Below are 21,913 nucleotides of genomic sequence, written 5' to 3' on the forward strand. Positions count from 1 at the left end.
GGGGGCAGGACGATGTACGCGGCACGTGCACGGGCCTCCCTGCGGGGCTGGGGCGGAGTCGGCGTGATGGCGGTGCTGTGCGCGCTGGCACTGGCGTTCGTCCTGCTGCTCCCGCGCACCCAGGGGGCTCACGAGGACGACGGACCGACGGCGGGCCCCGGCCTGGCCAACGGCAGCCAGGCGCGCGCCGACGCCTGCAAGGACTCCGAGGCGCAGAAGCAGACGCTCTCCCCGTCCGGCGCGGACGGCCCGACGATCGACGCCATCAAGTCCCGTACGGGTGACAAGCGCAAGCTCGTCGTCGGCGTCGACCAGAACAGCTACCACTGGGGCTACCGCAACCCGAACAACGCGGGCGCGGAGCTGGAGGGCTTCGACATCGACCTCGTTCACAAGATCGCCCAGGACATCCTCGGCGACGCGAACGCGGTGCAGTTCAAGGCGATACCGACCAGCCAGCGCATCCCCGCCATCCAGGACGGCCGGGTCGACATGGTCGTGCGCACGATGACCATCACCTGCCAGCGGCTCGGCGAAGTCGCGTTCTCCGCCCCCTACTTCAAGACCGGCCAGCAGGTGCTCGCGCCCAGGTCCTCGACCGTCAGCGGCTACAACGACTCGCTCGCGCACAAGAGGATCTGCACGGCGTCCGGTTCCACCGCCTACATCAAGCTGAAGGCGGACCGGGACCAGGGCCGGCTGCCCGCCTCCACCGACATCTCCACCACCGTCCCCAACCAGCTCGACTGCCTGGTCCGGCTCCAGCTCGGCGAGGTCGACGCGGTCGTCACCGACGGCGCGCTCGCCGCGAGCCAGGCCGCCCAGGACCCGACGCTCCAGCTCAAGGGCGAGGCGTTCACGACCGAGTACTACGGCGTGGCGATGAAGAAGGACGCCTTCGATCTGGTACGCCGGGTCAACCGCATCCTGGTGGACTACCGTGCCGGCGGCTGGCAGGCGTCGTACGACAAGTGGTTGTCGGCCACACTGGGGAAGGACGCGGGGCCGTCCAGGCCGCCCGCGCCGCAGTACCTGCGCACCAGCTGAACCCGTCCGACCCAGGCCAACCACACAGCAGCGAGAGGTGATCGATGGGCGTCACGGACCCCGCCGGGCCGGTGATGGACCGGGACGAGGTGGACCGTGCGCTGGCGCGGCTCGGCCAGGAGCACGAGGCGATCGAGACCTCGCTGCTGGCCCTGCAGGACCACGCGGGCCGCAGGCTCCTCGAAGGCGCCGAGCTGACCGGCGTCACCAAGGACCGCTGGACGGCTACGGAGGCGTCGATCACCCTGCTGTGGGCGTACTTCGACGCCTACACGGCCACGCTGCGCGCGGCCCGGGAGATCCGTGCCCGGCGCCGCTGGTCCAGCCGCGAGGACCTGGTGGAGCTGACGGAGCTGCTGCGCGGCGAGTCCGTCACCGTCCCCGGCGCGACGACGCTCAGCGAGAGCTTCTCGCTCGGCACCCTGGTCGACCGGATGAACGAGCTGTACGCGTCCTCGCTGGACATGGTCGTCGCCGCCGACGCCGTCTGGTCCGCGCTGCCCGCCCGGATCGATTTACTCGCCGCGGAACTCCAGCGCACCCGCAAGCTCGCCCACTCCGTCGGCGTCCGCCCCGGCGAGCACCCGTCCGGTGACGACCTGGAGCACATCACCCGCACGCTGACCCGGCTGCGCGAGGACGTCGTCTCCGACCCGCTCGCCTTCTGGGTGCCCGCCGAGGGCAGTTCGGCGCCCGGCGGCGGCCGGCCGGACACCACGGTGTACGACCGTGAGGCGCGCGCCCTGGAGGACGTCCGGCGGGAGATCGACGCCGTGCTGACGGTCCGGCAGGACGCGGAGGCGCGGCTGATCCGGCTGCGGGACGTGCTGTCCCGCGCGGACCGCACCCTCGCCGAGGCGCGCACCGCGCGCGGCGAGGTGCTGGCGAAGATCGCCGCGACCGAGGTGCCGGTGGTCAGCGGTCCGCCGACGGCGCTGCAGGAGCAGCTGGCGACGGCGGCCGAGTACCGGCGGCAGGCGCAGTGGCACCGGCTCTCCCCGCTCCTGGAGTCCCTTGAGCAGAGGGCGGAGGACGAACTGCTGCGCGCCCGCGAGTCGTTGACCGCGGTCACCGCACCGCTCGCGGTCCGCGCCGAGCTGCGCGGACGCCTCGACGCCTACAAGGCGAAGGTCGCCCGGCACGGGCTGGCCGAGGACTCGCTGCTGGTCGAGCGGTACGACGCCGCCCGGCGCATGCTGTGGAGCGCGCCCTGCGACCTGCGGGTCGCCGAACAAGCCGTCCTGCGCTACCAGCAGGCGGCCGCCGAACTGCTCGGCGCACCCAGGGTGCCCGGGCAGGCCGGGCCCGAGGACCGGAAGGGGGAGCACGCGTGAGCCAGGCACAGCAGGCCTGTCAGCGACCGGGCTGCGAGGGGGCGTACGAGGACGTCGGCGGCGGTGAGCTGTACTGCGACACCTGCGGCCTGGCCCCCGTCGTCTCCGCCGGCGGGATGGTCGGCTCGCAGCCCACCGGAGCCGTCGGCGGCGGCAGGGGCTCGGGCGACAGCGGGAGTTCACGCTCCAGCGCCCGCAGCTCGCGCACGTCCTCCCAGTCGTCCAAGTCCCGGCGCTCGGTGTCGGGGCGGCTCTCGCGCTCCCTGTCGGGCCGGTCCACCGGCCGTTCGGTGTCGGTGCGCAGCTCCGGTTCGTCCTCCGGCACCTCGACCCGGGGGCGGCTGGGCGCCGGGCTGGTCTCCGTGCCACAGGTGCCGCGCCCCGACCCGCGCGCGATGGTGCTGGAGAACCCGGAGGTGCCCGAGCGGAAGCGGTTCTGCTCGCGTTCGGACTGCGGGGCACCGGTGGGCCGTTCCCGCGGCGACCGGGCCGGCCGCACGGAGGGGTTCTGCACCAAGTGCGGGCACCCCTACTCGTTCGTGCCGAAGCTGAAGGCCGGGGACATCGTGCACGGCCAGTACGAGGTCGCGGGCTGTCTCGCGCACGGCGGCCTCGGCTGGATCTACCTCGCCGTGGACCGGGCCGTCTCCGACCGGTGGGTGGTGCTCAAGGGCCTGCTGGACACCGGCGACCAGGACGCGATGGCGGCGGCGATCTCCGAGCGGCGCTTCCTCGCGGAGATCGAGCACGCCAACATCGTGCGGATCTACAACTTCGTCGAGCACCTCGACCAGCGCACCGGCTCCCTCGACGGCTACATCGTCATGGAGTACGTCGGCGGCAAGTCGCTGAAGGAGATCGCCAACGCCCGCCGCACCCCGGACGGCCGGCGCGACCCGCTGCCCGTGGAGCAGGCGTGCGCCTACGGCATCGAGGCCCTGGAGGCGCTCGGCCATCTGCACAGCCGCAACCTGCTGTACTGCGACTTCAAGGTCGACAACGCCATCCAGACCGAGGACCAGCTCAAGCTGATCGACATGGGCGCCGTGCGCCGCCTGGACGACGACGAGTCCGCGATCTACGGCACGGTCGGCTACCAGGCGCCCGAGGTCGCCGAGGTCGGTCCCTCGGTGGCCAGCGACCTGTACACGGTGGGCCGCACCCTGGCGGTGCTGACCTTCGACTTCCAGGGCTACACGAACGTCTTCGTGGACTCCCTGCCCGACCCGGACACCATCGAGGTCTTCCGCCGCTACGAGTCCTTCTACCGGCTCCTGGTCCGCGCCACCGACCCCGACCCGGCCCGCCGGTTCGCCTCCGCGCAGGAGATGTCCGAGCAGCTGACCGGTGTGCTGCGCGAGGTCGTCTCGCTGCAGACCGGGCAGGCACGGCCGGCGCTGTCGACGCTGTTCGGTCCCGAGGTCAGGGTCACGGACACGGAGTTGTTCCCCACGCTGGACGGGGACGTGTCCCGCCTGGGGGCCCGCGAGGCGAGCGCCAGGCGGGCCGCCGTCCCCCGGCAGACCCCGGCCCTCGCCGGCGCCCCGGTCCCGGCGGCCCTCGTCAGGCCCGTCGACACGGCCGCCGCCGCGCTCGCGCTACCCGTCCCCCTGGTCGACCCGGCCGACCCCAACGCCGGTTTCCTGGCCGGTCTGATGGCCTCCGCGCCGGCCGAGCTGATCGCCGCGCTGGACGCGGCACCCGTACAGACGGTCGAGACCCGGCTGCGGCAGATCCGCGCCCGGCTGGAGAACGGCGACCACCAGGCCGCGCTGATGTCCCTGGCCAAGCTCGACGAGGAGCGGCCGGACGACTGGCGGGTGGTGTGGTACCGGGGCGTGGCCGCCCTGGTCACCGGCGACTTCGAGAACGCCGCGCTCGCCTTCGACGCGATCTACGACGCCTTCCCCGGCGAGGCCGCGCCCAAGCTGGCGCTCGGCCTGTGCGCGGAGGTGCTGGGGCAGCTGGACAACGCGGCCGAGTACGACCGGCTGGTGTGGGCGACCGACCCGAGCTTCGTCAGCGCCGCCTTCGGGCTGGCCCGGGTGCAGCTCGCGGCCGGGGACCGCGGTGGTGCCGTGCGCACCCTGGAGTCGGTGCCGGAGTCCTCCATCCACTACACCGCCGCCCGGGTGGCGGCCGTACGGGCGCGGCTGAGACAGCGCACGGCGCACGCGGGTGACGTACCGTTCCTGGACGACCTGACGGCCGCCGCCGGGCAGGTCGAGGCGCTGCAGGCGTACGGTCTGGATCCGGCGCGACGCGAGCAGTTGTCCGCCGAAGTGCTCGGTTGCGCGCTGGACTGGATACTCTCCGGAGGCCAGGGCTCCACCCAGCCCGCCGCCGGCGGACGGGTGTTGCTCGGCAGCGGTCTGGACGAGCGGGGTCTCCGCTTCGGCCTGGAGCGCGCCTACCGCACGCTGGCCCGGCTGGCGCCCGGTGGCGAGGAGAGGATCGAACTGGTGGAACGGGCCAACCGTTACCGCCCCCGGACGTGGGTGTAGTTGATGTCGCAGATGCCCCAGCAGGCCGCACTGTCGAAGTGCCCGAGCTGCGCGGAGCCGCTCGAGTCGGGTGACCTCTTCTGCGGCGCGTGCGGATACGACCTGTCCGTCGTACCCGCGCCGCCTCAGGACCATCCGACGCTCACCATGTCCGGCTCCGCCGTGTCCGCGGACGGCGGGTCCGGCTCCACCGCGTCCACGGACGGCGTGTCCGCGGACGGTGTGGACTGGCCCGCGCCCGAGCCGGGTTCCGGCGGCTCCCCTGCCGCGCCGCATCTGCCGTCGGACCTGCCGGGCACCGACTCGGCCGGAGGGCCGCTGTCCGCGGGGGAACCGGCCGCGCCCGGCGTGCGCTTCGACCGGCCGTCGGATCCCGACGAGTACCCGCTGCAGGCCCCGGACCCGCGCGCCGCCGCCACCGACCCGGCCAACCTGGCCGGTGCCGCTGTTCCGGCGGGCTCCGCCTTTCCGGCCGGTGCCACGCAGGTGTGCGTGGCCTGCCGGGCGGGCCGGGTGGACGACGACGGCTACTGCGAGAACTGCGGGCACGCCCAGCCCCGCGAACGCGACCACATGGAACGGGAGTCGGGCCCCGCCGCCGCCGTCAGCGACCGCGGGCTGCGCCACCACCGCAACGAGGACTCCTTCGCCGTCGGCCACACCACGCTGCCCGACGGCTCGCCGGCCGTCCTGGCGATCGTCTGCGACGGCGTGTCCTCGGCGACCCGGCCCGACGAGGCCTCGATGACCGCCGCGCAGACGGCCGGTGACACCCTGCTGGCCGCCCTGCCGCGCGGCACGCATCCGCAGACGGCCATGCACGAGGCGATCGTCGCCGCCGCGCAGGCCGTCAACGCGCTCGCCGAGGAACCCGACGCGGCCCGCGAGCACGCCCCGCACCAGAACGCCCCGGCCTGCACCATCGTCGGCTCGATCGTCACCTCCGGGCTGCTGGTGGTCGGCTGGGTCGGCGACAGCCGCGCCTACTGGGTGCCGGACGACCGCTCCGGACCCCCGGCCCGGCTGACCGAGGACGACTCCTGGGCCGCGCAGATGGTCGCGGCCGGGCTGATGAACGAGGCGGAGGCCTACGCCGACGAGCGCGCCCACGCGATCACCGGCTGGCTCGGCGCCGACGCCTACGAACTGGAGCCGCACACCGCCTCCTTCAAGCCCGACCGGCCCGGTGTGGTGCTGGTGTGCACCGACGGCCTGTGGAACTACGCGGAGACGGCGGAGGAGATGGCCGAGGTCGTCCCGCCGGACGCGGCCGTGCGACCCCTGCACAGCGCCCGGGTCCTGGTCGGGCACGCCCTTGACGGCGGGGGCCACGACAACGTAACAGTGGCCGTCCTGCCGTTCCCGGCGCCGTCCCAGGGGGCAGGATCGGCCTGAGGCCGAGTGTCGACCTGAGGCCGAGGGTCGGCCCGAGGCCGCACGGCGCACACGGGGAAGCAGCCACGGACCGGAGGGGACCGGTCCGTCCATACGCACCGCCTCGCGTCAGCGGGGTGCCTAGGGGGATGTGAACCAGCATGGCCAATCTGGCGAAGTCGAACGTGCCGCAGTTCGCGATGGACGTCTACCAGAACGAGTTCCTGCCGGAGGGCGGGCGTGAGGTCAACGCGATCGTCACGGTGACCGCGACCGGCGGCGGCACGATCGGCAGCGGAGCGCCGCACACGTACGCCCAGGGCAACGGCCCGTCCGCCGCGGTGGCGATCATGGTCGACTGTTCGGGCTCGATGGACTACCCGCCGACCAAGATGCGCAACGCCCGCGACGCCACGGCCGCCGCGATCGACACCCTGCGCGACGGCACGCACTTCGCGGTGATCGACGGCACGCACGTCGCGAAGGAGGTCTACCCGGGCGGCGGGCGGCTCGCGGTCGCCGACCCCGCCACCCGCGAGCAGGCCAAGCAGGCGCTGCGCCGGCTCACCGCGGGCGGCGGCACGGCCATCGGCACCTGGCTGCGGCTCGCCGACCGGCTGCTGTCCTCGGCGGACGTGGCCATCCGGCACGGCATCCTGCTCACCGACGGACGCAACGAGCACGAGTCGCCGGAGGCGCTGCGGGCCGCGCTGGACGAGTGCGCCGGGCGGTTCACCTGTGACGCGCGGGGCGTGGGCACCGACTGGGAAGTGAAAGAAGTCACAGGCATCGCCTCCGCGCTGCTCGGCACCGCCGACATCGTCGCCGACCCGGCCCATCTGGCCGCCGACTTCACGCGGATGATGGAGACGACGATGGGCAAGGAGGTCGCCGACGTCGCCCTGCGGGTGTGGACACCGGTCGGCACGACCATCAGGTTCGTCAAGCAAGTGGCGCCTTCCGTCGAGGAGTTGACCGACCGGCGGACCGAGGCCGGACCGCGTGCCGGGGACTATCCGACCGGCTCCTGGGGCGACGAGTCCCGCGACTACCACCTGTGCGTGGAGGTCCCGGCCGCCTCGCTCGGCCAGGAGATGCTGGCCGCGCGCGTCTCCTTGGTCGTGCCCCAGGCGGACGGATCGGTACAGAATCTCGGGGCGCAGGGGCTGGTACGGGCCGTGTGGACCGACGACATGGCGGCCTCGACCTCGATCAACCCCCAAGTCGCCCACTACACCGGGCAGGCCGAACTCGCACAGGCCATCCAGCAGGGTCTCGATCTGCGCAAAGCGGGTGATATCGACGGAGCAACGGCCAAACTGGGGCGCGCTGTTCAGCTCGCCAGCGCCTCCGGGAACGCGGATACTGCGAAACTGCTTGCGAAGGTGGTGGACGTGGTCGACGCGGCGACAGGTACTGTGCGGTTGAAGACGAAGGTCGCGGAGGCCGACGAGATGACTCTCGAAACCCGGTCCACAAAGACTGTTCGTGTAAAGAAGTGATCCAGCAGGACACAGAAGGACATCCGGAGAAGGGGAAGCCCCGACATGCCGACCTGCCCGAACGGACACCAGTCGGGTTCCGACGACTGGTGCGAGGTCTGCGGTCACCGCATGGCCGGTGCCGTACCTCCGCCCCCTCCGCCGCCGCCCCCGGCCGGCGGTGGCTACGGCTTCCCGCCCCCGCAGGGCGCGCGCCCGCCGGCCGCGGGGCCCGGCCCGGAGCCGGAGCTGTGCCCGCAGTGCCGTACGCCCCGCGAGGGCGGCGCGCCCTTCTGCGAGGAGTGCCGGTGGAACTTCCTGACCAACACGGCCACCTCGTACACCCCGGCGGCCCCGCGCCAGCCCCAGCCCCGCTTCCAGCCGCCGAGCGCGACGTACGGCGGCGGTGACGGGTACGAGTACCAGGGCTCGCGGCCCTCGCAGATGAACCGTCCCGCCGAGCCGATCCCGTCCTTCACCAGCGAGCCGTCGGGTCCGACGCCGTTCGCCGGCGAGCGCCGGCCCGCGGGCCCGCCGCCGACCTCGGGCGGACCGGGCGGTCCGGGCGGGTTTGCCGGGCCTGGCGGTCCCGGTGGGCCTGGGGGCCCTGGCGGATTCGGTGGGCCTGGTGCGCCCGGGGGCCCTGGTGGCCCTGCCGGTCATGGCGGTCCTGCTGGTCCGGGTGGTCCTGGTGGTCCGTCCGGCTTCGGTGGCGGCCAGCCTCCGGCCGGGCCTCCGTCGGCTTTCGGTGGCGGGCCTGGGCAGGGTCCCGGCGGTCCGGGTGGTCCCGGTGCTCCTGGCGGTCTTGGTGGTCCTGGTGGTCCGTCCGGTTTCGGTGGTGGGCCTGGGCAGGGTCCGGGTGGGCCCGGTGGCCCGGCCGGTCCGCCGCCGTTCGGTCGTGAGCCCTCCGGTCCCGGCGGCCCCGGTGGTCCCGGTGGTCCCGGTCCCTCCGGCTTCGGCGGCGACCCCTCACGGCCGGTTCCGCCGCCGCCCGGGCCGACTTCGCCCATGGGTCCCGGTGGTCCGGCCGGCGGCCCCCCGGGGGCCTTCCACCAGTCCGGTCCGTCCGCGCCGCCCGGCTTCCCGCAGGAGACCGGCCGGCCGCCGGCCGGGGGTCCGTCCTTCGGCGGCGGTGACGACGACTGGGTGATCTCCCCGCCGTCGTCCACCGGCCCCTCCGGCGGCCCCGGTGGTCCGGGCGGTGGCTACGGCTACCCGCAGCCCGGTGCCACCCAGGCCCCGCCCGGCCCCGGCTTCCCGGGAGCCCCGCAGGGACCGGTCACGTGGACGGCGACGATCGGCCCCGACCGCGACTACTTCATGGCGATGATGCAGCGCTCGGGCCCCGAGGCCGCGGGCCTGAACCTGCCCGCGTACTCCCCCGAGCAGCAGCGCACCCTCAGCGGCAACCAGGTCACCATCGGCCGCCGCCGGCACTCCACCGGCGACACCCCCGACATCGACCTGTCGGTGCCGCCGGAGGACCCGGGCGTCTCCCACCAGCACGCGGTGCTGGTCCAGCAGCCGGACGGCAACTGGGCGGTCGTCGACCAGAACTCGACCAACGGCACGACGGTCAACGGCTCGGACGAGCCGATCCAGCCGTTCGTGCCGGTGCCGCTGCAGGACGGCGACCGAGTGCACATCGGCGCCTGGACGACGATCACGATCCGCCGGGGCTGAAGAGGCTGAAGAGGCTGACGGGGCCGGACCGAGGCTCCGGAGCGGGCCGGGGCGTCACGGCAGCGGCCAGGCGTACGGTCCCTCCGGGGCGTCGAGCCACGCCCAGGCCTGCTCGCCGCTGACCGTGACGCCGTACCGTTCGCGGTCCGGCATGCCCTCCCGCTCCCACAGCGCGTACGCCTCCCGCGGATCGGGGATGCCCCGGGTCAGGCCCAGCAGGAAGCGGAACGGCTCCTGCTCGCGGGCCCGGCTCGGCAGCCCGCCCAGGGACACCGCCCGGGAATACGGCCGGGGCCGGCCGCGCAGGGGCACGAAGTAGGCGGGGCCGGGCAGGAAGCGGCCCTCGGCGTGCCCGGTGTCCCGGACGGTGAGGGCGAGCAGCCCGGTGGCCAGCGGGGTCACGATGCGGCCGCCGGGGCGGCACTGGGCGAGCCAGGCGCGCGGCACCGTGGGCAGCGCGCAGGTGGCGATGATCCGGTCGAACGGGGCACGTTCGGGCACCCCACGCGCTCCGTCCCCGGTGACGACCGTCGGGTGGTACCCGGCGGCGGCCAGGTGCTGCCGGGCGGACTCGGTGATCTCCGGTTCCAGGTCGATCGTGGTGACGAGGCCGTCGTCGCCGAGCCGGTGGGCGAGCAGCGCCGCGTTGTAGCCGGTCCCGGCGCCCACCTCCAGCACCCGGTCGCCCTCCTCCACTCCCAGCGCGACCAGCATCCGCGCCATCAGCGAGGGCTGGCTGCTGGAGGAGAGCAGCTCGCCGTCGCGCAGCCGGGTGGCGAGCGGGGTGTCGGTGTAGGCGCCGCGCAGCCAGCGCTCGCGGGCCTCCGGGTGGGGGCTCTCGCGCCAGCGGCGCTCGTAACCGCCCCTGGTCCCTACGTAGTAGTACGGCACGAACAGGTGCCGGGGCACCTCGGCGAACACCTCCCGCCACACCGGGTCCGCGTCCCAGACGCCTTCGGCGTCGATCTCCCGCACCAGCGCGGCCCGCCGCGCGGCGGCGAGTGCGGTGATCTCGGTGTCGTAGGCGCCCATATCCACACAGTAGGGGGGAATTCTCGTCCTGGACCTACGCCTCGGGTCCTGGTCACCCCGTCTGAGACCATGGAGGGGTGAGAGAGATTCGGCGCGGCACGCTTCAGGAGCAGACCTTCTACGAGCAGGTCGGCGGGGAGGACACCTTCCGCCGGCTCGTCCACCGTTTCTACGAGGGGGTCGCCGAGGATCCACTCCTGCGGCCGATGTACCCGGAGGAGGACCTGGGCCCCGCCGAGGAGCGGCTGGCCCTGTTCCTCATGCAGTACTGGGGCGGCCCGACCACGTACAGCGAGAACCGCGGCCATCCCCGGCTGCGGATGCGGCACGCCCCGTTCACGGTGGACCAGGCCGCGCACGACGCATGGCTCAGGCACATGCGGGTGGCCGTCGACGAGCTGGGGCTGTCCGAGGAGCACGAGCGGACGCTGTGGAACTACCTGACGTACGCGGCCCAGTCGATGGTGAACACCCCGGAGTGACGGGGGCGACGGGGGTGTCGGGGGCGATGGGGACGTCGGGGATTCGGCGGGGGTTCAGCGCACGCTGACGCCGAGTGGGCCGAGGCCCCCTCGGCGGACGGCGACAGAGCCGTACGGGGTGCGCAGCCGGAGCCAGGCGCCCGAGGAGAACAGCGCGGTGTCCTGCGCGCCGGTGCCCGGCCGCAGGAAGCCCAGGGACTGTGCCGCGTGCACGGCCCGCAGCGGGAGCGCGGTCGCGCCGATCTCGCGGGACCAGATGTCCCGCCCTATCCGGTCCAGTTCCGCGCGGGTGCGCTGCTCCGGCGCCAACTCCTCGCTACGGGAGCGGAATTCGGCGACGGACCGGGCGACGGTCGTGCGCAGCGCGTCCGGTGCCGGCAGCCCTGGCTCGGCTCGCCAGCCGCCGCGCGGGGGCAGCACCCCGGCCCACGGGGGCCCGGTGACCGCGGCCGGGACGGCGGCGGTGGCCGCACGCTCGTCCACGGACTCCAGGAACTCACCGGCGGAGACGGTCACGTCGAGCGTGACGTCCAGGCCGTCCTCGTACGGCTTCCCCAGCCGCACCGTGCGGACCGCCAGCACCTCGAAGGACGGGGGCCGGCCGAAGACGGCGAGCGCGGTCCCGGCCGCCTGCAGGCGCACCGCGGCTCCACGGTCGTAGTGGAGCAGCCGGGAGAGGAAGGCGGCGAGGTCGGCCGCCTCCGTCTCGTCGGCCAGGTGCAGCACCGTCATGCGGCGACGGCCTCCTCGTCGGCCGCGTCCGTGTACTCCTGGAGGAACTCCCGCTCCTCCTGGGTGAGCCGGCGCGGCCGCTGGGCCTCGAAGTCGAACGGCACGACGACCGTCGAGGCCCGTACGTAGATCAGGTCGTCGTCCTTCACCTCGTAGGTGATGGTGAAGGACGCGGCCTTGATCTCGGTGACCCACAGCTCGATGTCCACCGGGTGGTGCCGGTGCACGAGCTGGCGCTTGTAGTCGATCTCGTGGCGCGCCACCACGGACCCCTGCTTGAACTCCTTGTCCGGGCGGAACAGGAAGTTGATCCGGGCTTCCTCCAGGTAGCGGATGAAGACCGCGTTGTTGACATGGCCGTACGCGTCCATGTCGGACCAGCGCAGGGGGCAGCGGTAGATGTGGCGCAAGATCGATCAGCCCCGGGTCAGCTTCTTGTAGGTGGCGCGGTGCGGACGCGCGGCGTCCGGGCCGAGCCGCTCGATCTTGTTCTTCTCGTACGACTCGAAGTTGCCCTCGAACCAGAACCACTTGGACTCGCCCTCGTAGGCGAGGATGTGCGTGGCGACGCGGTCGAGGAACCAGCGGTCGTGGGAGACGACCACGGCGCAGCCGGGGAAGTCCAGCAGCGCGTTCTCCAGCGAGGACAGGGTCTCGACGTCGAGGTCGTTGGTGGGCTCGTCGAGGAGCAGCAGGTTGCCGCCCTGCTTGAGGGTCAGCGCCAGGTTGAGGCGGTTGCGCTCACCACCGGAGAGCACACCGGCCGGCTTCTGCTGGTCCGGGCCCTTGAAGCCGAAGGCGGACACGTACGCCCGGCTCGGCATCTCGACCTGGCCGACGTTGATGTAGTCGAGTCCGTCGGACACGACCTCCCAGAGCGTCTTCTTCGGGTCGATGTTGGCGCGGCTCTGGTCGACGTAGGAGATCTTGACGGTCTCGCCGACCTTGATGTCACCGGCGTCCGGGGTCTCCAGGCCCTGGATCATCTTGAACAGCGTGGTCTTGCCGGCGCCGTTCGGGCCGATGACACCCACGATGCCGTTGCGCGGCAGCGTGAAGCTCAGCCCGTCGACGAGGATCTTCTCCCCGAAGCCCTTGTGCAGGTCATTGACCTCGACCACGATGTTGCCGAGCCGCGGGCCCGGCGGAATCTGGATCTCCTCGAAGTCCAGCTTCCGCATCTTCTCCGCCTCGGCGGCCATCTCCTCGTAGCGGGCGAGGCGGGCCTTGGACTTGGCCTGACGCCCCTTGGCGTTCGACCGCACCCACTCCAGCTCTTCCTTGAGCCGCTTCTGCCGCTTGGCGTCCTTCTGGCCCTCGACCTTCAGACGGGTGGCCTTGGTCTCCAGGTACGTGGAGTAGTTGCCCTCGTACGGGTACGCGCGGCCGCGGTCCAGCTCGAGGATCCACTCGGCCACGTTGTCCAGGAAGTACCGGTCGTGGGTGATGGCGACGACGGTGCCCGGATACTTGGCCAGGTGCTGCTCCAGCCAGTTCACCGACTCGGCGTCGAGGTGGTTGGTGGGCTCGTCGAGGAGCAGCAGGTCGGGCTGCTCGAGGAGGAGCTTGCAGAGCGCGACGCGGCGCTTCTCACCACCGGAGAGGTTGGTGACCGGCCAGTCGCCCGGGGGGCACCCGAGCGCGTCCATGGCCTGCTCCAGCTGGGCGTCCAGGTCCCACGCGTTGGCGTGGTCCAGCTCCTCCTGCAGCTTGCCCATCTCGTCGAGCAGCGCGTCGGAGTAGTCGGTCGCCATCAGCTCGGCGATCTCGTTGAACCGGTCGAGCTTGCCCTTGATCTCGGCGACACCCTCCTGGACGTTCTCCAGGACGGTCTTCTCCTCGTTCAGCGGGGGCTCCTGGAGCAGGATGCCCACGCTGTAGCCGGGCGACAGGAAGGCGTCACCGTTCGACGGCTGCTGCAGTCCCGCCATGATCTGCAGGACGGTCGACTTACCGGCACCGTTCGGACCGACGACGCCGATCTTCGCGCCCGGCAGGAAGCTCAGGGTGACGTCGTCGAGGATCACCTTGTCGCCGTGCGCTTTGCGCGCCTTGCGCATGGTGTAAATGAACTCAGCCAAGAGAAACCGTCCGGCAGCTTGAAATCTGGCAGTGGGCAGATACACCCCATCTTGCCTGACGGCCAGCCCTGGACGGAAACCCGTATGGCCGGTCGCCGCTGACCTGGGCTTTCACTACCGGTGGCCGCAGCTCGTCCACCCCAGTCGATCACCGTCGGTCGACGCCGGGAATCTCGGCCGTCCCAGGCGCGGCCCTGGGCGGCCCTGGGACGGCCCACGGCCGATCACTCGGCAGCAGCCGGCCGTGGGCGCAGATCGATGGTGAGTCGGTGGTGCGCGGCAGCTGTCAGGTCGTTGAGAGTCTGCTGGAGCAGGTTCAGGTCCGGGGCGAGGTCTCCCTTTGCGACCTGGCCCAGGACGGTGACGACTTCCTGGTCGAGGTCGGCCATGGCCGAGCGGACCTCGTCGCTGTCGATGTCGTTCCGGGCGATGTCCCAGGTGGTGTGGCACTCATCGCTGTGCCGCAGCGCTTCCTGCTGGATCTGCCGCCGATGCTCGGGTGAGTCCGACGAGTTGATCAGCTGCGGTAGCCCGGCCACCCAGTCCCTTGCCGCGCACACACGCTTGTACTGCTTGCGGACGGCTTGTCGCTGAGCTTGGAGGCCTGATTCCTCGTCCTTGTGCCGCTGTCTCAGCGTCCTGAACGTGTAATGGGACGCGGCTCCGAGGAAACCTCCGCCAAGGGCTCCGCCGAGGCCCGCGAGCGCCGTATCAAGCCTGATCACACGTCCCAGTGGAACGTCCTGTGGCAGTCCACAGTGCGTTCCACGCCGAACGGGTCACCCGTTGTGCCCGCAGGTGGATGCGCGCATCAGGCTACGGCGATGCCGGCAGGGGCGGAGGTCAGTCGGTCTGCTCGGTTTCGCGGTTGCGGAGGATGACCAGGGCCGCGCCGCCGATCACCACGAGACCGATGGCCACGCCCGCGATCAGCGGAGTGATAGCGGAGCCGCCGGTGGCGGCGAGGTCGTTGTCGGTGGTGCCGGGCACCGTGAGCGGGGTGGGCTCGCTGAGGGTCTGGGTGGTCTTCGTGGTGACGGTGCCCTGGGTCTTGCAGTCGAGGACGCCGGTGAAGCGGCGGTTGAAGCCGTTCGGGCCGGTGATCGTGAAGTCGTAGGGGTGGTCCTCCTGGAGCGGGACCGTGACCGTGCGGGTGGCCCCGGCGGGCACGGTGTGCTCGGCGCCCATCAGCTCGAAGGTGAAGGGCCGGTCGCCCTTGTTGACCGCGGTGACGTCCACGCCGCCCTTGGCGCAGTCGGTCCGGGCGGAGACGGCCGGTATCGCGCCCTCGGCGGCCCAGGTGGCGCTCGCGGTCGCGGAGACCGTGGACTCGCTGGAGCCGGCCAGGATCTGGGTCTGGCTGCGGGACTCGGAGGCGAAGGCACGGCCCACCGGCACGGTCGTGGAGGCCTGCACGGTCAACTGGGCCGAGCCGTCCGTCGCGTCCTCGGGGATGTCGAAGTACAGCCGGCTGCCGTCCTTCGCCGAGGTCATGACCTTCCCGGTCTTGTCGATGATCCGCACCCCGCTGGTGGCCGCGTCCGCCGGCGGGGTCACCGTCACGCCGCGCGCGTTGGTGTGCACGGTCACCGGCCCCAGCAGATCGCCCGGGCGGCCGGAGACCGCGGACGGGTCCAGGGTCAGCGAGGCCTGCGGCTCGGCGACGTCGCGGGCGCTCCTCTCCAGGTAGTCGGCGAGCTTCTCGGCCTGCGGGTCCACGGCGTCGACCTTCGCGCGGTCCGAGTAGCGCCAGATGGCCACCTGGGTGCCGGCCGCCGCGTCCTGCTCGGTCAGGCCGCTCGCGCCCGCCTGCCGGGCGAGCGCGGCGAGGTCGTTGACCTGGGGGTAGGAGTTCTGCAGGATCCAGCGGATCCGGCCTGCGTCCTTGTTGCCGCCCAGCGAGGTGCCGCTCCAGGAGGTCTCCTGGTATCTCGCGTCGCGCTGGGTCGGGTTGTGGAGGTCGACGCAGTACGTCTGCAGGGTGCCGCCGCCGTCCACGGACATCTCGAACAGGCCCGCCGACACCGGCAGGTCGGCGCCGTTCTCGTGGATCACGGCCTGGCCGTAGACCTTGAGGCCGTTGATGGTGGCCGTCGCCCCGCCCTGGGTCTGCGGGGTGCCGTCGGCCAGGGCCGTACCGGCACCGGACAGCACGCTCGCTGCCGCCAGACCGGAGACCAAGGCCACGGCGCCGGCGCGGGCGGCCACGGCGGACCGGGTGAACCCAGAGAACGCAACAAGCACAGAATTCCCCTTCGAGCAGGACCCGTTGGCCGTGGGGAACGGTCCCACCAGCAGAATCGGCGGCCCCAAGGGGCACGCTCGGCATCTTATGGATCAGCAGGACCTCACTTGCCGGTCAGATCGTCACACGGCCGATCCGATCCGCAATCGTTATCGCGGGCACGGCGAGTGAGCATGCGTTATCGACAAATCCACCGGTGGATGTCGTCGTTGTCCCCCGCTGATGTCACGTCACCATCGCTGGTTCCGGGTGCTGTTGGGCCGGATCGGTGACCGGGGGGTCGGACGGCTGCGGTGTCTCCCAGGCGGGCTCCGGGCGCGTCGCCGCCGGTGCGGAATCGGGCCTGGCCGAGCGGACGAAGGCCGCGGTGCCGCGTGACAGGTCGTGTCCGATCGCCACGGCGTCGATGTCGGCCGACGCCCTGTTCTGCCCCTCGCGCGTCTCTGTGCGCACCTTCAGCCGGCCCTGGACGACGACCGGTTGCCCCACGTCCACCGACGCCACCACGTTGGTGGCGAGCTGGCGGTTGGCCCACACGGTGAAGAAGTTGGTGTGCCCGTCCTTCCAGACGTTCCTCTCCCGGTCCCAGTAGCGCGCGGTCACCGCCAGCCGGAACCGGGCCGACGGACCCGCCGCCAGTTCCATGTACACCGGCCGCGTCGCCACGTTGCCCACCACACAGACCACGGTCTCGTTCATCGCGGAACCCCTCCCTCGCCCGGCCCCGTCCGGCCGGGCGGACTCGCGTACGGGCCCCTCCCGTACGGCTGCCTGGAACCAGACTGCCCCCGCCCGGGCCGAGCCCGCCGAGCACTGTGGACAGCCGCCCACCTGTGGAAATCCCCGTCACCCGCACGAGGGATCCCCTGCGCGCCGCCCCTCATCCACCCCGTGACGGCCCGCCTCACCCACCCCCGTGACAGCCCCCATCACTCACCCCCCGGGTCACCCACCCCGTGACCATGGCGACGTCACCCCATCGCACCGTCACGCCATCGCCATCGCCACCGTCACGCCATCGGCAACGTCACCCATGCGCATCGTCGGCCCAGCGGCGCCGTCGGCACTGCCAACCCGTCGGCGCCGCCACCCCTCGGCGCCCTCACCTCGCGCCGGCGCCGGCCCCGGCCCGCACCACCTTCCCGTACTGCTCCCGCACCTCCCGGTACCGCAGCAGCTCCGCCGCCACCGGGTCGAGCACCCGGGCCCGGCCGCAGCTCGAGGCGGCCTCCCGCAGCCGTCTCTCCGCCTCCAGGCCGTATCTCTTCGCCGGCCCCCGCGCCGCCATCCGGCAGCCCCACTCCAGCAGCGGCCCGCCGACGATCCCGCACAGCATCAGCAGCACCGGCACGCCCAGGTTGGGCGCCATGACACCGGCGATCTGGCCCACCAGCCACAGGCCGCCGACGATCTGGAGCAGCGTCATCGCCGCCTGGACCAGCACGGCCACCGGCCACCACCCGGGCCGGGGCGGCCGGCCCGACGGCACTCCGGCCGCCCCCGTCGCCAGCTCGTCCAGCGCCTCGGACAGCCCCTGGGAGCCTCGTACGGCCGCCTCGCGCACCGCCTGCGCCCAAGGCGCGGGCAGGCCCGCCGAGGCCTTGTCGGACACCGTGCGGACCGCCTGTTCCACGCGCTGGCGTGCCGTGGCCTCCTCGTCGGCCTGGGTGCGCGACGGCAGGCGGCCCGTGGGCGGTCCGCCACGGTCCTGGAACCAGCGCCACAGCCGCAGCCAGGGCGTGCCGCAGGCACGGTTGGCGTTGCGCAGCCAGGCGCGCTCGGCGGCCTCGCCGGCCGCGGTGGCGCCGACCGCGGCCGCGAGCCGGGCGGAGAACTCCTCCCGCGCCTCCTCGGTGAGGCCGGAGCGCCGCCCGGTGGCGTACACGTGTCGCAGTCCGGCCGCGGCGGAGTCCACGTCGGCCGCGACCCGGCGGGCCGGCGCGCCGCGCTCCGTCACGAACCGACCGAGCACCTCGCGGAATTCGGCGATGCCCTTGCCGGTGAGGGCGGACAGGGAGAGCACGGTGGCGCCCGGTTCGCCGTGTTCGCCGAGCGCGATGCCGTCCTCGTCCAGCAGCCGCCGCAGATCGTCCATGACCTGGTCGGCGGCCTCCCCGGGCAGCCGGTCGATCTGGTTGAGGACGACGAACATGACCTCGGCGTGACCGGCCATGGGCCGCAGATAGCGCTCGTGCAGGACGGCGTCGGCGTACTTCTCCGGGTCGACCACCCAGATGACCGCGTCGACCAGTTTCAGGATCCGGTCGACCTGTTCGCGGTGCTGTACGGCCGCCGAGTCGTGGTCGGGGAGGTCGACCAGGACCAGTCCGCGCAGCTGTGCCTCGGCCTCCGCGCTCTGCAGGGGGCGGCGGCGCAGCCGGCCCGGGATACCGAGCCGGTCGATGAGGGTCGCGGCGCCGTCGCTCCAGCTGCACACGATCGGCGACGCGGTGGTCGGACGGCGCAGCCCGGTCTCCGAAATGGCGACGCCGGCAAGGGCGTTGAACAGCTGCGACTTGCCGCTGCCGGAGGCACCCGCGATGGCGACGACGGTGTGCTGCCCGGAGAGCTTGCGCCGCGCGGCCGCCTCGTCCAGGACCTGGCTCGCCTCGGCGAGGGTACGGCTGTCCAGCCGGGCGCGGGACACCCCGACGAGTTCACGCAGGGCGTCCAGGCGGGAGCGCAGGGGGCCGTCGTACGCGAGCGGCTCCACGCCACCGCCGCCCGAACCGGCGCGGGCCGGGGTGTCGAGGACGGCGGCGCGCTCGACGGCGAGGGCGGCGGCGTTGCTCTCGGTCACCCGGCGGGCGATGAGACCGTCGTCCCAGGCCTCACCGGACTCGGACTCGGAGCCGGACTCGGTGTCGGACTCGGAATCGCGTTCGGAATCGTGGCCCGCGTCCGGGGCCCGGCCGACCGTTCCGTCGTTCCTGGGGTGAGCCGTTCCGTCGTTCTTGGGATGGGGGTGCGGGTCGTCGCCGGTGCCGGGGTTCGCCACGCGCGCGTGCCGTTCTCTGACGGCGGGTTCCGCTGGGGCAGGGGAGTCCGCCGCGTCCACTGGGGCCGCCGGGGATGCCGAGGACGCCTGGTTCACGGCATCCGCCTGGCTCACGGGATCCGCCGGGACCACGGGCCCGTCGGCCACGCGCGCGTGCAGCCCCTCGCTCATCCTTTCGCCCGCGCCCTCGCCCTCACCCGCGTCCGGACCCTTGTCGTCGGCATCGGCCCCGGCCTCCGTACGGACTTCCGTACGGGCCTCCGTACGAGCCTGCGCCCCCTCCTCGCCGGAACCGTCCTCCCTGGCGCTCCCCCCGCTCCCAGGGCCGGAATCCGCTCCCCCGCGGTCGTCCACGTGCTCGGAAACATGCTCGTCCGGTTTCATCTGCCTCACGTCGCCCAAGTGACCCAAGTGGCCCATGCGCTCCAAGTGACCCAAGTGGTTCGTGTGCCCCGAGTCGTTCATGTGCTCCGCACCCAAGTGATCCATGTAGCCCGTGTCGTCCGTGTGATCCCCGCGATCCCTGCGATCCGTGCGCTCCATCTGATCCGCGCGATCCGTGTAGTCCTGGTCAGTGACGGCGGTCACCGGTCACCTCTCCTTCTGCAGTACGGACAGCGCGGCGATGAGTTCGGCCTGGGGCTCGGGGTGGACGTCGAGGGCGTCGAGCGGGGCGAGGCGGCGTTCGCGTTCGGTGTGCAGGACGCGCTCGACGTGCTCGTTCAGCAGGCGCCCCGCGCGCTCACGCAGCCGCAGCGCGCCACGTGCGCCGAGCCGCTCGGCGAGCCGCTCGCCCGCGGTGCGGGCCCGGCGCCCGCCCAGCAGCACGGTGGCGACGAGGGCGGCGACGGACTCGGGGTCGGGTGCGGCGCCGCGTTCGAGCTCCCGTACCTCGTCCTCGGCGTGTTCCTCCAGTTCGCGCCGCCAGCGCCGTACCGCGAGCCCGATGCGGTGCTCGGCGCTCTCCAGGGACGGGTCCCGCTCGACGAGCTCCGGGGCGCCGGCCGCGGGCTCGCGCCGCCAGGCCTCGTCGATCCGCTCGTCGGCCGCGGTGACGGCGCACAGCAGCAGCGCGGCCAGGCTCTCCACGAGGGCGTCGAGCAGCTCGCCGGCGGTGCAGTCCAGCGGGTAGGCGCGCCAGCGTTTGAGGGCGTCCCCGGCGAGCACGGCCCCGGACTGCAGCCGGCCGCGCACGCGCGCGTGCTCGCTGTCGTAGGCGCCGTCGACGGCGGAGGTGAGCCGGAGGGCGGCCGCGTACTGGGCGGCGGCCGCGCTGGCCAGCTCGGGCATGCGCGACTTCAGCGAGTCGAGCACGCCGTACGCGGTACTGGCCATGACGTGCTGGCGGGCCGCGGGGTCCTGGGCGTGGTGGACGAGCCAGGTGCGCAGGGGTGCCACGGCGGTCGCGGGCAGCAGGCCGCCGCCCCAGGCGGACTCGGGCAGCTCGGGCACGGTGAACCGGGGTACGTCGCCGAGTCCGGCCTTGGTGAGCAGGGCGGCGTACTGGCGGGAGACCTCGGAGACGACCTGGTGGGGCACCCGGTCCATGACGGTGACCAGGGTGGCCTTGTACTCCTTGGCGGTGCGCAGCAGGTGCCAGGGGACGGCGTCGGCGTAGCGGGCTGCCGTGGTGACCATGACCCAGATGTCGGCGGCGCAGATCAGCTCGGCGGCGAGGACGCGGTTGTCGGCGACCAGGGAGTCGATGTCGGGGGCGTCGAGCAGGGCGAGCCCGCGCGGGAGGCTGTCGGCGGTCTCGATGCGCAGTACGCGCGCGGGGTCCTCGCCGGGGAGCAGGAGATCGTCGCCGGGCTCGGGGTGGGGCACCCAGACGCGGGTGAGGTCGGGGAGCACGCGCATGCCGCTGAACCAGTGATGGTCCTCCGGATGGCAGACGAGCACCGGTGTCCGGGTCGTCGGGCGGAGCACGCCCGCCTCGCTGACCCGCCGTCCCACCAGGGAGTTCACGAGGGTCGACTTCCCCGCGCCGGTGGAGCCGCCCACGACGGCCAGCAGCGGGGCCTCGGGCGAGCGGAGCCGGGGTACCAGGTAGTCGTCGAGCTGGGCGAGCAGTTCGTCGCGGTTGGCACGCGCGCGTGGGGCCCCCGCGAGCGGAAGCGGAAAGCGTGCGGCGGCGACACGGTCGCGCAGCGCGGAGAGTGTGTCGAGCAACTGAGGCCGTACGTCCAAGGTCACCACATGCGAAGAATGCCCAATTTTAGGGGAATTCTGAAGCATATAGACATGTCTGCGCGCCGACAGGACAGAACGGGCGGAAGGGGCGACCGGGACACGGGCGCAGCTGAGGCATAACGAGTGCACAACACCCGGTGCGTCGGACGCCAAAAGCGGTGCACGATTCGTACCCGCCTGCGATTATCAGGACCGCTTCACCGAACCTCCACATCGAGCCACGGAGGCGAAGCGACCGGGCCAAGGAACGGGGAGCTTTATCCTTGTCCCGCACCAAGCCCCCGTAGCTCAGTGGATAGAGCAGGTGCCTTCTAAGCACTTGGCCGCAGGTTCGAGTCCTGCCGGGGGCGCAAGTCTCCGCCCTCCCTCTTGGGAGGGCTTTTTGCTGGTCAGGGCCGGTGTAGCCGCATGCAGAAGAGCGCCGGACCGCCCCTGGTGGTCGCGGGAAGGGTCCGGCGCTGTCCGGCTGCCACCGGGTTTCTGCGGGTGGCTGCGGTGAATACGCGGCGAAGTTTCTCCGAGGCGCTCAGGTGGTTTCAGGCAGCTCGGGGAGATCACCGTGCCCCAAGATCCGCTGATTGAGGTCCTGGAGCTGCCCGGAGATGAACCGGGCGTAGATGGCCAGCAGCACGGGGACGCTGTTGCCCGCCCACTCGGCCACCCGTGCCGGCGGGATGCCGTCGTTGAACCAGTTGGTCCGGCAAGGACTGAGCGCAGCGCAGGCCGG

17 protein-coding genes and 1 tRNA gene are annotated in these 21,913 nt (G+C 72.5%); 8 read left to right on the forward strand and 10 right to left on the reverse strand.

Translation table 11 applies throughout. From position 1 onward, the window contains the following. The first annotated feature begins 12 nt into the window (after positions 1–12). From ABZ865_RS40430 to ABZ865_RS40455, 6 genes are all read left to right on the forward strand, one after another. On the forward strand, positions 13–1,047 hold the full coding sequence (locus ABZ865_RS40430) for a glutamate ABC transporter substrate-binding protein (protein ID WP_361242022.1): 1,035 nt from the start codon (positions 13–15) through the stop codon (positions 1,045–1,047). A 44-nt stretch (positions 1,048–1,091) separates the two neighbouring features. Then, on the forward strand, positions 1,092–2,381 hold the full coding sequence (locus ABZ865_RS40435; protein WP_361242025.1) for a hypothetical protein: 1,290 nt from the start codon (positions 1,092–1,094) through the stop codon (positions 2,379–2,381). Beyond that, complete coding sequence (locus ABZ865_RS40440; protein ID WP_361242028.1) at positions 2,378–4,885, forward strand: tetratricopeptide repeat protein; 2,508 nt, start codon at positions 2,378–2,380, stop codon at positions 4,883–4,885. The genes ABZ865_RS40435 and ABZ865_RS40440 overlap by 4 nt, the downstream gene beginning before the upstream one ends. 3 nt (positions 4,886–4,888) lie before the next feature. Beyond that, positions 4,889–6,280 carry a protein phosphatase 2C domain-containing protein gene (locus ABZ865_RS40445; RefSeq protein ID WP_361242032.1) on the forward strand — a complete coding sequence of 464 codons (1,392 nt, stop codon included), beginning with the start codon at positions 4,889–4,891 and terminating at the stop codon, positions 6,278–6,280. Between the two features lie 140 nt (positions 6,281–6,420). After that, complete coding sequence (locus tag ABZ865_RS40450) at positions 6,421–7,761, forward strand: VWA domain-containing protein (RefSeq protein ID WP_361242035.1); 1,341 nt, start codon at positions 6,421–6,423, stop codon at positions 7,759–7,761. A 45-nt stretch (positions 7,762–7,806) separates the two neighbouring features. Further along, the gene (locus ABZ865_RS40455) at positions 7,807–9,423 is read left to right on the forward strand and encodes an FHA domain-containing protein (protein ID WP_361242038.1); all 1,617 of its coding nucleotides are present in this window, start codon (positions 7,807–7,809) and stop codon (positions 9,421–9,423) included. 54 nt (positions 9,424–9,477) lie between these two features. Here the strand turns inward: ABZ865_RS40455 and ABZ865_RS40460 are convergent, their stop codons facing one another. Further along, positions 9,478–10,455, reverse strand: coding sequence for a methyltransferase domain-containing protein (locus ABZ865_RS40460; protein ID WP_361242041.1), 978 nt, complete (start codon positions 10,453–10,455; stop codon positions 9,478–9,480). A gap of 77 nt (positions 10,456–10,532) precedes the next feature. Here ABZ865_RS40460 and ABZ865_RS40465 point away from each other — a divergent pair, with 77 nt between their 5' ends. Beyond that, positions 10,533–10,937 carry a globin gene (locus ABZ865_RS40465; protein ID WP_361242044.1) on the forward strand — a complete coding sequence of 135 codons (405 nt, stop codon included), beginning with the start codon at positions 10,533–10,535 and terminating at the stop codon, positions 10,935–10,937. A gap of 54 nt (positions 10,938–10,991) precedes the next feature. On the opposite strand, the gene ABZ865_RS40470 is transcribed toward ABZ865_RS40465, so the two are convergent. From ABZ865_RS40470 to ABZ865_RS40505, 8 genes are all read right to left on the reverse strand, one after another. Then, positions 10,992–11,669 carry a hypothetical protein gene (locus tag ABZ865_RS40470; protein ID WP_361242047.1) on the reverse strand — a complete coding sequence of 226 codons (678 nt, stop codon included), beginning with the start codon at positions 11,667–11,669 and terminating at the stop codon, positions 10,992–10,994. Beyond that, complete coding sequence (locus ABZ865_RS40475; RefSeq protein WP_361242050.1) at positions 11,666–12,079, reverse strand: thioesterase family protein; 414 nt, start codon at positions 12,077–12,079, stop codon at positions 11,666–11,668. Before ABZ865_RS40475 ends, ABZ865_RS40470 begins: the two co-directional genes overlap by 4 nt. Positions 12,080–12,085: 6 nt before the next feature. Beyond that, a complete protein-coding gene (gene ettA / locus ABZ865_RS40480; protein ID WP_361242053.1) occupies positions 12,086–13,750 on the reverse strand; it encodes an energy-dependent translational throttle protein EttA in 1,665 nt (554 codons plus the stop codon). Positions 13,751–13,974: 224 nt separating this feature from the next. Continuing rightward, positions 13,975–14,289, reverse strand: a complete 315-nt coding sequence (locus ABZ865_RS40485) for a hypothetical protein (RefSeq protein ID WP_361242056.1) — start codon at positions 14,287–14,289, stop codon at positions 13,975–13,977. Positions 14,290–14,593: 304 nt separating this feature from the next. Beyond that, a complete protein-coding gene (locus ABZ865_RS40490) occupies positions 14,594–15,958 on the reverse strand; it encodes a Cys-Gln thioester bond-forming surface protein (RefSeq protein WP_361242059.1) in 1,365 nt (454 codons plus the stop codon). A gap of 262 nt (positions 15,959–16,220) precedes the next feature. Then, the gene (locus ABZ865_RS40495; RefSeq protein WP_361242062.1) at positions 16,221–16,694 is read right to left on the reverse strand and encodes a single-stranded DNA-binding protein; all 474 of its coding nucleotides are present in this window, start codon (positions 16,692–16,694) and stop codon (positions 16,221–16,223) included. 403 nt (positions 16,695–17,097) lie between these two features. After that, positions 17,098–19,377, reverse strand: coding sequence for a GTPase (locus tag ABZ865_RS40500; protein ID WP_361242095.1), 2,280 nt, complete (start codon positions 19,375–19,377; stop codon positions 17,098–17,100). Between the two features lie 207 nt (positions 19,378–19,584). After that, positions 19,585–21,192 (reverse strand): dynamin family protein, encoded by a 1,608-nt coding sequence (locus ABZ865_RS40505; RefSeq protein ID WP_361242065.1) that lies wholly within the window; start codon positions 21,190–21,192, stop codon positions 19,585–19,587. A gap of 271 nt (positions 21,193–21,463) precedes the next feature. Between ABZ865_RS40505 and ABZ865_RS40510 the strand changes: the two genes are divergently transcribed. Next, positions 21,464–21,536 (forward strand) — tRNA-Arg (locus tag ABZ865_RS40510). Positions 21,537–21,712: 176 nt separating this feature from the next. Here the strand turns inward: ABZ865_RS40510 and ABZ865_RS40515 are convergent. Further along, entirely contained in the window at positions 21,713–21,847 is a 135-nt protein-coding gene (locus tag ABZ865_RS40515; RefSeq protein ID WP_361242068.1) for an integrase, read from the reverse strand. Between the last annotated feature and the right edge of the window lie 66 nt (positions 21,848–21,913).

Origin of the sequence: Streptomyces sp. NPDC047085 (genome assembly GCF_040643735.1) — a bacterium.
GTDB lineage: Bacteria > Actinomycetota > Actinomycetes > Streptomycetales > Streptomycetaceae > Streptomyces.